We start from the raw sequence: 13,101 nt of genomic DNA on the forward strand, positions 1-13,101 counted from the left end.
AGTGTCAGAAGAGAAGATAACATCAAAAGAATTGCTGAATCAGTTGACTGCTAAGCATTACGATGATGCCCTTGCAGCAAAGGCAGAGGGGAAACCAATAGTCTGGGCTACCTCCATCTGCCCTAACGAATTGCTGGACGCCATGGATTTGGCCACGGTATATCCGGAGAATCATGCGGCAGCGATCGGTGCCAGAAAAGAGGCGATGAAGTTCATCGAACACGCAGAAGGCATCGGCTACAGTGCAGACATCTGCTCCTATGCCAGAGTCAATATGGGTTATGTGGATTTACAGCATGCGGAGGCCCAGGATATCCCTCTGCCGGACCTGATTTTCAGCTCGACGAATATCTGTAACACAGTGCTCAAATGGTATGAGAATCTGGCAAAGAAGCTGGACATTCCGCTAATCTTGTTCGACATGCCCTTCAACCATACATACGAGGTGCCAGATCATGCGACAAACTATATCCGCGGTCAGATTGAACATGCCATCTGCCAGTTGGAGGACTTCACGGGCAGAAAGATGGACTACGATAAGCTGGGTGAGAAGATGGCTATGAACAACGCCACCTGTGAATGGTGGAAAAAAGCCACAGACTGGGGAAAAACAAAACCTTCTCCCCTGAACGGTTTTGACATGTTCAACTACATGGCGATGATCGTCTGCATGAGAAGTTCGGAGGACGGACATAAACTCTTTAAGCTGTGGTACGAAGAACTGAAACAGAAGGCAGAAGAAGGCAAAGGCCCTTGGAACAGTGCAGAAGAACAGTATCGAATCATCTGGGACGGCATCGCCTGCTGGCCTCACCTTTCTACCACGTTCAAACTGCTCAAGAAATATGGAATCAACATGGTCACCTCTACCTATCCGAGCAGCTGGTACAAGGTATATGAGACCAACGATCTGGACGGCATGGCGCGCAGCTATACAGGTAATTATGCCAACAGAAATTTGGATTACGGTGCCAATCAGATGGAGAATCTGATTAAAGAGTTCAGTGTAGACGGCGTGGTCTTCCATTCCAACAGAAGCTGCAAACTGATGGATTTCAGAACCTATGAAGTGCAGAGAAGAATTACGGAGAGAACAGGGTGTCCATCGGTCATCTTCGATGGAGATCAGACGGACCCGCGGGTTTTCTCGCAGGCCCAGTACGAGACGAGGATTCAGGCCTTGCTGGAGATGATGGAAGAGAAAAAAGAAGCGAAAAGAAAGGGGGACATAGAATGAGTTATTTAAATACGATAGAGCAGCTGTGCGATGCCGCGCTGCATCCTGGAAAAACCATTTTGGCTACCAGAGAGGAGACTGGCAAAGATCTGGTAGGCTGTTTTCCTATTCACACACCAGAAGAAATCGTCTATGCCGCTGGCTGCGTGCCTGTCGGCATGTGGGGCGGCAGAACGGAAATCCAGCTTGCTGACAAATACCTGCAGAGCTTTTGCTGTTCCATCATGAGAACCAACGTGGAGCTTGCCATGAGGGGAACCTACGATATGCTGAAAGCCGTCATCATTCCCACTTTTTGCGATACCATGAAGTGCATCGTGGATAACATGAAGCTGGCTATGCCCAAGGTGCCGACCATCGCTATGGCCTACCCGCAGCATAGAACTTTGTCGGCCGGCGTGGAATACACGGTCAGCGAGATAAAGAGGGTCAGACACCAATTGGAACTGATTCTCGGCAAGATTATCACAGAACGCCAGATTGAAGAGGCTTTTGCAGTTTATGAAGAATACCGACAGGCCATGAGGCGATTTACCGAAATCAGCGCGGAGCATCCGGACATCATCACTGCCAGAAAACGCCATCTTCTGATTAAAGCCGGACAGTTCATGGACAAAGCCATTTACACAAGGATGATCAAGGAAATCAGCCGAGGTTTGGAAGACGAGCTGCCATCTGGATTCCAGGGAACGAGAGTTGTGGTAACGGGGCTGCTATCGGAGCCGATAGAGATGCTGGACATCTTTGATGAGAACCATGTGGCCATAGGGGCGGACGACTTATCCTTAGGTTCTCGGCTGTGGAGGACATCAACGCGCAGAGACGTGAATGATGTCTTTCAGAAGATGGCGTGCAGGATTGCCGATCAGGAGGGGGATACCTTTCTCTACGAGCCAGAGAAAAAGAAGGGGCAGATGCTCGTCGATATGGCAGAAGAATGCAGGGCAGACGGTATCATCGTTTTGATGATGAAGTTCTGTGACCCAGAGGAATATGACTATCCGATTTATAAAGAGGAAGTGGAAGCTGCTTCTGTGCCGATGCTCTATCTGGAAATCGATCAGCAGCTCACATCCTTTGAACAGATCAGAACGAGGGTGCAGAGCTTTACAGAAATGCTGCTGTAAGTGAGGTAAGGAGAATGTTTTTAGGAATTGATATAGGTTCATCCTCCTCAAAGGCTGCCGTTCTCAATGAGCAGAAGCAGTTAACGGCAGTAGCAGTCATCAACTTGGGGACGGGGACAAACGCATATGAGAAAGCTATAGCGGCCGCTCTGACAGAGGCAGAGCTTACGGCGGCGGACATCAAATATACTGTGGCCACAGGGTACGGAAGAGTCAATTACAAAGATGCTGATAAACAGATTACGGAAATCACCTGCCATGCCAAGGGCGTTGACTTTTTGACCGACGATGCCCAAACCATTGTCGATATCGGCGGACAGGATGCCAAAGTCATCAAGCTCAATGGAGGCGGGCAGGTTGCAAACTTCGTCATGAACGAAAAATGCGCTGCTGGCACAGGGCGGTTTCTGGAAGTCATGGCCAGGGTTTTGGGCTGCTCGTTGTCCGACTTGTCGAACTTGGCCGATCGGTCAACAGTGGAAATCTCTATCAGCAATGTTTGCACGGTGTTTGCTGAAAGTGAAGTCATATCCAGACTGGCGGCGGGAGAAAAAATTGAGGATGTTGCCAGAGGCGCCCATGTGGCCATCGCGAAGAGAATCATGGGGATGTGCAGCCGGATAGGATATAAATCAAAAGTGGTGATGACTGGCGGCGTGGCACTGAACAGCAATATGGTGGATGCCCTCTCAAAGGAGTTAGAATGTCTCATAGAGGTAGTTCCTCACTGCCAGGCGGCAGGCGCAGTCGGTGCGGCAGTTTTTGCCCATGAGATTTACAACAAGGAGAAAGATATATGAATGACATAAAAATGAACCTAGATCAGATTAAAGCAGTCATTCCCCACAGAGAGCCAATGCTCCTGGTGGATGAGGTGGTGAACATGGTACCAGAGATGAGCATTACCGCCGGATTTTACGTGGATCCGGGCAGAGATATTTTTAGGGGGCATTTTCCTGATGAGCCGGTGCTTCCCGGCGTTTATACGGTGGAGATTATGGCGCAGACTTCGGACATCTTGATTTTGTCCTGTGAGCGATATGCGGGGAAAAAGCCCCTTTTTATCGGCATCGACAAAGTGAAATTTCGTGCCAAAATCAAACCGGGAGATACCTTGGAGATTCACGCAAAAATCTCTTATGAGAATCTGGAGAAATCCATTGTCACTTGCAGTGCTGAGGTTTATGACGGCGGTGTGTTAGCCTGCGAAGGAGATGTGACACTGGCGATGAGATGAAGCGATGAAGAAAGGAAAGATTATGAATTGGAAAGAAATCTATAAGAGCAGATGTGTTTCCGCTGAGGAAGCACTGAGTCAGATCAGAAATGGCGAGATGGTGGTGCCTTCTCATGCGGCGGCAGAACCGAAATATCTGTTCAACAAATTGGTTGAGATGAAGAATCAGTTCGAAAACGTAGGCATTTTGCAAGGGCTGAATATCGGTGAGGCACCTTATGCTGCAGAGGACTGCCAGGGACATTTTGTCATTCACTCGTTTTTCCTCGGAAAAAACAACAGAAAGTGCTGCCAAGAGGGAAGAGGAGAAATCATCCCGATTCACTTCTATGCGCAGCCGGTCGCAATGAGGGAAGGGTACCTGCCCGTAGACGTAGGCCTGATACAGGTTACGCCTCCTGATGAAGAAGGTTATGTGTGGATGGGTACCTCTTGCGACCAAACCAAAGTCATTGTAAACCGAGGGAGAATCACTATCGCCCAGGTAAATCGAAATATGCCCCACGTGTGCGGAGATACGAGAATTCCTGTTTCGGACATCGACTATTTTGTGGAGCACGATGAAGACATCTACGAACTTCCACTGATTTCAAGTGAAGATCCAGTGGCAGAAAAAATAGGATATCATATTTCCACTTTGATAGATGACGGTGCCTGTCTGCAGATGGGACAGGGGACTGTGCCTAACGCCATTCTCAAGTTCCTGGAACACAAGAGGGATATCGGAATCCATACGGAGGTATTCAGCGATAATCTGATTCCTTTGATTGAAAAGGGCGTGGTCAACGGCGCTAAGAAAAACATCGATACGGGAAAAATCGTGGCGACCTTTGTACAGGGAACAAAGGAATTGTACAAGTACGTAGATCACAATCCGATGATAAAGCTGATGCCAGTGGATTACACCAACGATGTAGGTGTTATCGCGCAAAACGATAAGGTGGTGGCCATCAATTCTGCTCTGGAGGTGGATTTGCAGGGGCAGGTGGTGGCAGATTCCATCGGCAGCAAAATGTTCTCCGGTGTAGGCGGACAACTGGACTTCCTCAGAGGGGCAGAACAGTCGAAACACGGCAGACCGATTATCGCACTGCCGTCTACGGCAAAGGGCGGCACCCTGTCGAGAATCGTGGGCGTCCTAAAGCCTGGCACACCGGTCACAACTACGAGACAGGACGTTCATTACGTGGTTACCGAATACGGCATCGCTGATTTGTTCGGAAAGTCTATTACGCAGAGAAGCAAAGCGCTGATTGAAATCGCCCATCCTGCTTTCAGAGAGCAGATTGAAAAAGACTTTTATGAATATAGAAAAGCTGCCGGCCAGATTTATTTCAGATAGATACGACAAAATAAGGTCTCCCATCAATTTGTATCACAAATTGTGGCGAGAACCGTGAGGGAGGAAAATTATGACGATGAAGACAGGGGCTCAGTACATAGAGAGCCTGAGAAAATTGAATACGAGAGTCTATATGTTTGGAGAGAAGGTAGAAAACTGGGTTGACCATCCCATGATTCGGCCTTCCATCAATTGTGTGGCTGTAACCTATGATTTAGCATGCAATCCGGAATACGAGGATCTGATGACGGCGGTTTCGCATCTGACGGGGAAAAAAATTAATCGCTTTGCCCATATCCACCAGAGTGCAGAGGATCTGAAAAAAAAGGTCAAGATGCAGCGATTGCTGGGGCAGAAGACAGGCTCCTGCTTTCAACGGTGTGTGGGAATGGATGCCTTCAATGCGGTCTATTCTACGACTTATGAGATTGATGAAAAATACGGCACCCATTATCATCAGAACTTCAAGCAGTTTTTGACCTTTGTGCAGGATCACGACCTGATCGTGGATGGAGCGATGACTGATCCGAAAGGAGACAGGAGTAAAGCGCCCCATCAACAGGCGGATGCCGATCTCTTTGTTAGAATTAAGGAAGTGAGAGAAGACGGCATTGTCGTCAGAGGCGCCAAGTGTCACCAAACTGGTTCTGTCAATTCTCACTGGCACATCGTTATGCCGACCATCGCCATGGGACCCGACGACAAAGATTATGCTGTATCCTTTGCCTGCCCAAGCGATGCAGACGGCATCTATATGATTTACGGCAGACAGTCCTGCGATACGAGAAAGCTGGAGGAAAAGGCCGACATCGACCTCGGAAATAAGCAGTATGGCGGACAGGAAGCTTTGGTGGTCTTTGACGATGTCTTTGTACCCAATGAATACGTGTTTATGGCAGGAGAATACGATTTTGCCGGCATGCTGGTAGAACGATTTGCCGGCTTTCACAGGCAGTCCTACGGCGGATGTAAAGTAGGAGTGGGCGACGTGGTCATCGGTGCGGCTGCCCTGGCAGCGGAGTATAACGGCGTGGAAAAAGCTTCTGCGGTAAAAGAGAAGCTGATTGAAATGACCCATCTCAACGAAACGTTATATAGCTGCGGCATCGCATGTTCCTGCGAAGGCTGTCAGACGGCATCGGGCGGTTACATCATCGATCTGCTGCTGGCCAATGTCTGTAAGCAGAACGTGACCAGATTCCCCTATGAAATCGTCAGGCTGGCGGAGGATATCGCAGGGGGTCTTATGGTGACCATGCCTTCGGAGAAAGACTTTCAGTCAGATACGCCTGTGGGCAGAGAGGGAGAAACCATCGGTCAAATCTGCCGCAAGTTCTTCGCGGGCAACGGAACCTGTTCTACAGAAGATCGCATGAGAGTGCTGCGATTCTTAGAAAATATCTGTCTGGGATCTGCGGCAGTGGGTTACCGAACGGAGTCCATGCACGGTGCAGGCTCACCGCAGGCACAGCGCATCATGATTGCAAGGCAGGGTAACATACAAGGAAAGAAGAAACTGGCGAAAAATCTTGCGGGGATTCAGAAATAGAAATCTCGTTTAAGTAGGGGAACTATGCAGAAATGCATAGTCAAAGGCAGACTGGCGCACAGGCACACAAGTGAAAAGCCTTGAAGTTAGATGCTAGACACCCTTTCAAAGAACTTGGCATAAAAATTGCTTTTTATTGTGTCATAGTTTTTAGAAAGGGGACGGATTGAATGAGCAGAATCAAAGACATGGCCTATCTGCTGAGCGAACTGGAGGAAATACTAGAAGCGTCCTTTGATGGAATCATGGTCACTGACGGCAATGGCAACTGCCTGATGGCAAATTCATCCTATACGCGCAATACTGGAATCAGACGTGATGAAATCGTAGGACACAATATGAGAGAACTGATTAATCCGGTTTGGATGAAGCGGTCAATTGCCTTAGACGTCATTGAAAGCGGCTGCGCCATGTCTATGGAACACGATACCCAGAACGGAAATCATATCAGCGTTACAGGTACGCCTATTTTCGGTGAGAAGAACGAAGTGAAAAGGGTGGTTGTAAACACACGGGATATATCCGAAATCAATCATCTCAAACTGAAACTGGGAGAAGCGCAGGCCATGGAAAAGCTCTATCTCAAGAGCATGGGCATCCACAAAGAGCTGATCGACATTGACAATGATACGGTTGTAATCAACAATCGCATGCGGGATATCTATGAAGTGGCAAAGCGAGTGAGCACCTATAACACTACGGTTTTGATAACAGGAGAGTCCGGTACCGGTAAAGAACTGGTTGCCAGGTATATACACAAAGAGGACAAGAGCCGCTGTGATAAACCGATGGTGGTCATTAACTGTGGTGCGATTCCCGCCAATCTGCTGGAATCAGAGTTGTTTGGTTATGTGGAAGGCGCTTTTACCGGTGCCATCAGAGGGGGAAAGAAAGGCCTCTTTGAAGAGGCGGACAGCGGCGTCATTTTCTTAGATGAAATCGGAGAGCTGGAACTTCCTCTGCAGGTAAAACTTCTGCGGGTGTTAGAATCAAGAAAAATCATGAGAATCGGTCAGCGGGAAGAAATCCCTATCGACGTGAGAATTATAGCGGCCACCAACCGGGATCTGGAAAGAGAAGTCCGCGAAGGTCGTTTTCGTGACGATCTCTATTATAGACTCAATGTCGTTTCTCTGAAGGTGCCTCCTCTCAGAGAACGAATTGACGAAGTCGTACCGCTGGCAACGAAATTCGTAAACCAGTTCAACACGCTCTACGGTCAGAAGAAAAAGCTGACCTACAGCTTGATTAAAGAACTGGAGCGTTACGAATGGCCGGGAAATATACGTGAACTGAAGAATATCATTGAAAATCTGGTCGTTGTCAGCGAAGACGATTACTTATACGGGGATACGCTGCCGTGGAGGAAAAAGCAAAAGGCACTTTCATATGGAGAACAGACTTTGAAAGAAGCCGTGGAGACCTTCGAAAAAGACTTTCTAATCAAAGCCAGGGAAAAATGGAAGACCACAGAGAGGATGGCAGAAGCCCTGGACGTAAATCAATCGACAATTTCAAGAAAACTGAACAAATACGGCATTTGACAGATGCAGAGAACTTTGTGTAATTCTAAGCATAAATGCACAAATGCATAATTTTCCCTGGAAATATGCACTTGTGCATAAAATTTACGCCTCTGCCCAGGACATTTATCCGTGAGACGGAAGGAATCCTTGTATTTTCAACGATTTCCTTCCTTTTTTTATTGCGTAAAATTTGGCATACTTGTTGCTAAAACATATTACATCAAAATAATATAAGGAGATTGCATTTATGAGAAACGTAGTCATTACAGCAGGATGCCGGACACCAATCGGCACCATTGGCGGACAATTTAAAAGTCTCACTTCGTTGGACTTGTCTATCCCTGTCATGCAGGACCTGATAAAACGATCAGGGATTCACCCGGAAATAGTAAATGATGTTATATGGGGGTGTAATTATCAGAGAACTTATCAGGAGAACAACCTGGCAAGAGTGGCGGCAATCAAGGCAGGACTTCCCGACACGGTACCGGGAATTACCATCCATAGAAATTGTACATCATCCATGTCTGCTATTCAGTGCGGCTTTTATCAGATCAAAGCAGGCGAAGCAGATTGCATTATGGCTGGCGGAGCTGACAGCATGAGTACAGCTCCTCATATGGTTTTCAATGCCAGGTATGGACAGAAGTACGGACATATGGAATTGCGGGATTCTATGTGGGACTCTCTGACTAATTTAGGGGTAGGTCCCGCCATGGGTATCACCGCGGAGAACGTGGCCGACGAATACCACGTAACCCGGGAAGAGATGGATGCCTTTGCCTTGCGGTCGCAGCAGAAGGCTGTGCGCGCTGTTGACAGCGGCAGGTTTAAAGAGGAAATTGTTTCCATCACAGTAAAAGGAAAAAAAGAAGATAAAGTATATGATAAAGATGAATATCCCCGCAGAGATGTCAGTCTGGAATCATTGTCGAAATTAAAGGCGACTTTTAAAGAAGGCGGCAGGGTGACTGCCGGAAATGCTTCTGGCATGAATGATGCGGCAGCTGGCATTCTTCTGATGGAGGAAGAAATGGCGAAAGAGGCAGGGGTTCCGATTCTTGCAAGAGTGAAATCTGTTGCAACCACCGGAGTCGCACCGGAACTCATGGGAATCGGACCGATCAGCGCATCACAGAAAGCGCTTGCAAAGGCGGGATTTACCATCGACGACATTGACTTATTTGAAATAAATGAGGCTTTTGCCGCGCAGTGCATCGCCTGCCAGAAGACTTTGGGAATCCCAGAGGAAAAGCTCAATGTAAATGGCAGCGGTATTTCTCTGGGCCATCCTGTGGGGGCTACGGGCGTAAGACTGGTAGTGACTTTGATGCACGAACTGAGAAAGAGAAATCAAAAATACGGACTGGCGGCACTTTGTGCAGGCGGCGGAATGGGAACAGCCGTCATCATCGAAATGGTCTGACCGTGAAGAGAAAAAGAAAGGAAATGAAAATGGGAGCGATTATTAAAAAACTCACCCCTGTAGAGCAGATACAGGAAAAATACAGGGCAAAACTGGTGTCAGCAGACGACGCAGCGAAGTTGGTAAAATCGGGGGATCAAATTCATCTCGGTCTCTTCTGCGGCGTGGTAGTTGATATAGAAAGGGCTTTGGCTAAGAGAAGCGAAGAACTGACGGATGTAACCGTATGTACGACGATGTGGAGCTATGGTGAGCCGCCGGAAATTCTGAAAGCAGACCCGCGGGCTGAACATTTTCGCTATTGCAGCACCCACTTAACTGGTACAGAGAGAAAACAGAACAAAGAGGGAAACTGCTGGTTTCTGCCGGTGCAATTCAGAGAAAATCCTAAATTCTATGAGGAATGCAGGGAAGTCTTTGATGTAGCCATGCTGCAGACAGCACCGATGGACGAGTCAGGCAATTTTAATCTAGGTCCGCAGATTGCAGAATATTGGGGAGTCCTGAGAAACTGTAAGAAAATTGTTGTCGAGGTCAACAAAAATATGCCAATCAGTCACGGCATAGAGAACTATCTGAATATCAATCAGGTGGATTACATCGTGGAGGGGAACAATACGCCGCTTCCGACCATCCACGCCAAGGATGCCAGTGATGCGGAAAAAAAGATGGCAGAACATATCGTAAAGCTGATCGAAAGTGGCAGCACACTGCAGCTGGGAACTGGCGGATTTCCAAACTATGTGGGCAAGCTCATTGCAGAATCAGATCTTGACGACTTGGGCTGCCATACAGAGATGTTCGTAGATGCATATCTACATCTCTTTGAGGCAGGAAAACTGACTAACAACAAGACAATCAACAGGGGGAAGATGACATATACCTTTGCTATGGGTTCCCAGGAACTCTATGACTGGATTGACAATAACCAAATGATGCAGGCGGCGCCAGTTGACTATGTCAATGACGTGGAAGTGATCAGTCAGAATGAGAAGATGATTTCTGTCAACAGCTGTCTGCAGGTAGACTTGTTCGGGCAAGTGAACTCTGAGTCCTCAGGATTGCAGCACATCGGCGGTACAGGCGGTCAGTTGGACTTTGTCATGGGTGCCTTTAAATCTAAGGGAGGAAAGAGCTTCCTTTGCACGCCGTCAACCAGAATCTTAAAGGATGGCAGCAAGGAGTCCTTAATCGTGCCGGTACTGCCCAAGGGCAGCATTGTATCCACACCGCGGAGCGCAGTCCATTATATCGTAACAGAGTATGGAGCAGTCAACTTAAAGGGCAGAAATACATACGAAAGAGCGGAACTGTTGATTTCCATTGCGCATCCTGACTTTAGGGAGCGGCTCATAGAACAGGCGAAGGAAATGGGCATTTGGAAAACCTCCAGTAAAGTTCGGAGTGTGTCCCAGCTGCTGTCCATCTTGTGAGGTGTATCGAGACGAGAGAATCATCAAAATAGGGGAAGAAAAAACGGCTGCTCTGGTAGACTGATAATCTGCTGGAGCAGCCGCTCGTATTTAGTAATAATAGGACATGAGGAAAACAGCGATGACCGGGATGGTGACAAGTGACGTAAAAGTGGTCAGGGAAACGATTTCGGCCAGAGTATGGCTGTTCTTTCCCTCCTGCTCGGCAATGGCTACAGGAGCTACTGCCGTTGGAAATGCAGATGCAAAGATCATGACGACTTTCACATCGGTGTATAAGAAATCCATCTGATTGACGATGAGGAATGTAATAGCCGGAATGACCAGCATTGCAGTCATGTTCGTCAGCAGGATGTATTTGTTTTTCAGTATGTTTTTGACGTTGCTGGAACCAAGCTGCATGCCGACCAGCAGCATGGACAGAGGGATGGTAGCGTCGCTGAGAGACTGAATCACATCGTCCAGCACGGCAGGCGGTTTGATGCCGGCTAACAACATGATGATGCCGGCGATGACTGCAAAGACGCAGATATTGCACATGGATTTGAGAATCCGCTTGGGGTCAATCTTCGCCTCTGCACCGATATTGAGAAGCGGAGGAACCGCTCCGTACATGTACAGATTGAGCAAGATATTGTGCATGACCATCAGATAAAAGATGTCACCGCCAAAGATGGCTTTTGTGACAGGAAAACCCATGAATCCGCTGTTGACGGTGGTAATTGCCACGATGTACATGCCACGGTCTTCTGACGGCTTAAATTTAAATATCTTTACGATCAGAGCGGAGAAGAGGGTGCTTGCAGTGAAAAAGATGACAGCACCTGCCATGGTTTGAACCGTGGCGGTGATAACGTCCGCAGAAAGCGTTTTAGAGTATATAGATGAAATAGCCATGCATGGTGCCGTGATGCAGAGCATGAGTTTGGTGATATGAGGAATCGCCTCATTGGGCAGAATTTTAATTTTGTTTGCAATAAATCCGATGAAGATCATGATAAAAATTGCAAATACTTTACCGAAGACTATAAGCATAATTTGATGTCCTTTTTATTAACATGGAATAGAAAAAGTATATCATATTTTTCCAAGAAAGACCATAAAGTTTCTATTAGAAGTCCGAAGAAAGGACAATTTGAATCCTCTCAGCGAATTGACATTCTTTGGTATCTATGATAAATTATTATTTAGTATTTTCGAGTGATTAAGGAGTATATCATTGATTTATTTAGAATATCTGGCGGCTGCCGCAATTGTGGTTATTTTATCAATAAAAGCATCTAATTATATTGACTTGCTTGACAAGAACACAAAACTTTCTGGTGCGTTTTTGGGAGGCATCATGCTTTCCGCTGTCACGTCTTTGCCGGAATTGTTTACAAGCATTTCAGCAACGGTGCTCTTAGATCGGCCAGGCTTATGTATGGGCAATATCCTGGGCAGTGATCTTTTTAATTTATTAGCAATTTCTGTGATTATCCTTATTTATTTTAAAGGGTTTTCTAAGGGAAGAGTTTCCAAGAGCTATAGAAATGTAGCCTTTTTAGTGTTTCTGATTTACATTTTTATCGGGCTGAACTTTATGAATGTCGTCAATGTGAGGATTTTGAATCTGAGTATCACATCGGTGCTGATTTTATTGGTTTATGTTTTGGGAGCAAAATATCTGGCAGTTGCTAACGATGTAGATACAGACGAAGATGCTCTGGACTATCATGCAAGCATGTCTACCAAGCTTTCCATCAAACAGATCGGCTTTCGCTTTTTTCTGGCCAGTGTGGGAATCATCGCCTTCAGTATCATCATTACTTATTTGACAGATCAGATTTCTGTCAAGCTGAATCTCGGTCAGGGACTTGCAGGCGCACTTTTCTTAGGCGTTGCCACATCACTGCCGGAGTTATCTTCGACAATCACGTTGTTTAAAATGAGAAACTATAATATCGCAGTCGGTAATATCATCGGCAGCAATTTGTTTAACTTCATCATTTTGGCAATCGCTGACGTATTATCCCTTGGCAGCGGCGTCTACGCTTATCCGGACGATAAGACCATGTCACTGTTGCTGTTCGGCTGCATCGCAACACCGCTTTTCTGGATCATGTTAAGATTTAAGAACCGGACGACACAAGGTCTTTGCTCTGTTGGCATTATCTGTTGTTACGCAGCGTTCTTGTTAGTATAAAAGCTGATATCGTCTCCGACGATATTTCCCGCATAGATG

At 47.0% G+C, this 13,101-nt stretch carries 11 protein-coding genes; 10 read left to right on the top strand and 1 reads right to left on the bottom strand.

The genetic code is table 11. The annotated features are described in order from the left end of the window. Window position 1 precedes the first annotated feature (1 nt). The 9 genes from ACMQ5W_RS05330 (at window position 2) to ACMQ5W_RS05370 (ending at window position 10,877) form a co-directional block, all read left to right on the top strand. Window positions 2-1,237, top strand: a complete 1,236-nt coding sequence (locus ACMQ5W_RS05330; RefSeq protein WP_419023999.1) for a 2-hydroxyacyl-CoA dehydratase subunit D — start codon at window positions 2-4, stop codon at window positions 1,235-1,237. Beyond that, window positions 1,234-2,364 carry a 2-hydroxyacyl-CoA dehydratase subunit D gene (locus ACMQ5W_RS05335; RefSeq protein ID WP_419024001.1) on the top strand — a complete coding sequence of 377 codons (1,131 nt, stop codon included), beginning with the start codon at window positions 1,234-1,236 and terminating at the stop codon, window positions 2,362-2,364. The genes ACMQ5W_RS05330 and ACMQ5W_RS05335 overlap by 4 nt, the downstream gene beginning before the upstream one ends. A gap of 14 nt (window positions 2,365-2,378) precedes the next feature. Beyond that, window positions 2,379-3,164 (top strand): acyl-CoA dehydratase activase, encoded by a 786-nt coding sequence (locus tag ACMQ5W_RS05340; protein WP_419024003.1) that lies wholly within the window; start codon window positions 2,379-2,381, stop codon window positions 3,162-3,164. After that, window positions 3,161-3,601 carry a 3-hydroxyacyl-ACP dehydratase FabZ gene (gene fabZ, locus ACMQ5W_RS05345; RefSeq protein WP_419024005.1) on the top strand — a complete coding sequence of 147 codons (441 nt, stop codon included), beginning with the start codon at window positions 3,161-3,163 and terminating at the stop codon, window positions 3,599-3,601. The genes ACMQ5W_RS05340 and fabZ overlap by 4 nt, the downstream gene beginning before the upstream one ends. A 4-nt stretch (window positions 3,602-3,605) precedes the next feature. Beyond that, window positions 3,606-4,943: an acetyl-CoA hydrolase/transferase family protein gene (locus ACMQ5W_RS05350; RefSeq protein ID WP_419024007.1), complete on the top strand. Its 1,338-nt coding sequence runs from the start codon at window positions 3,606-3,608 to the stop codon at window positions 4,941-4,943. Between the two features lie 70 nt (window positions 4,944-5,013). Beyond that, complete coding sequence (locus tag ACMQ5W_RS05355) at window positions 5,014-6,492, top strand: 4-hydroxyphenylacetate 3-hydroxylase family protein (RefSeq protein WP_419024009.1); 1,479 nt, start codon at window positions 5,014-5,016, stop codon at window positions 6,490-6,492. 170 nt (window positions 6,493-6,662) lie between these two features. After that, complete coding sequence (locus ACMQ5W_RS05360) at window positions 6,663-8,036, top strand: sigma-54 interaction domain-containing protein (protein WP_419024011.1); 1,374 nt, start codon at window positions 6,663-6,665, stop codon at window positions 8,034-8,036. A 229-nt stretch (window positions 8,037-8,265) separates the two neighbouring features. Beyond that, the gene (locus ACMQ5W_RS05365; protein WP_419024013.1) at window positions 8,266-9,444 is read left to right on the top strand and encodes a thiolase family protein; all 1,179 of its coding nucleotides are present in this window, start codon (window positions 8,266-8,268) and stop codon (window positions 9,442-9,444) included. A 29-nt stretch (window positions 9,445-9,473) separates the two neighbouring features. Further along, window positions 9,474-10,877, top strand: coding sequence for an acetyl-CoA hydrolase/transferase family protein (locus tag ACMQ5W_RS05370; RefSeq protein WP_419024015.1), 1,404 nt, complete (start codon window positions 9,474-9,476; stop codon window positions 10,875-10,877). Between the two features lie 90 nt (window positions 10,878-10,967). Here the strand turns inward: ACMQ5W_RS05370 and ACMQ5W_RS05375 are convergent, their stop codons facing one another. Beyond that, a complete protein-coding gene (locus ACMQ5W_RS05375) occupies window positions 10,968-11,912 on the bottom strand; it encodes an AEC family transporter (protein ID WP_148492997.1) in 945 nt (314 codons plus the stop codon). A gap of 184 nt (window positions 11,913-12,096) precedes the next feature. Here ACMQ5W_RS05375 and ACMQ5W_RS05380 point away from each other — a divergent pair, with 184 nt between their 5' ends. Then, on the top strand, window positions 12,097-13,062 hold the full coding sequence (locus tag ACMQ5W_RS05380) for a sodium:calcium antiporter (protein WP_148492996.1): 966 nt from the start codon (window positions 12,097-12,099) through the stop codon (window positions 13,060-13,062). Window positions 13,063-13,101: the final 39 nt, after the last annotated feature.

The organism is Emergencia sp. (genome assembly GCF_048465375.1).
GTDB lineage: Bacteria > Bacillota > Clostridia > Peptostreptococcales > Anaerovoracaceae > Senimuribacter.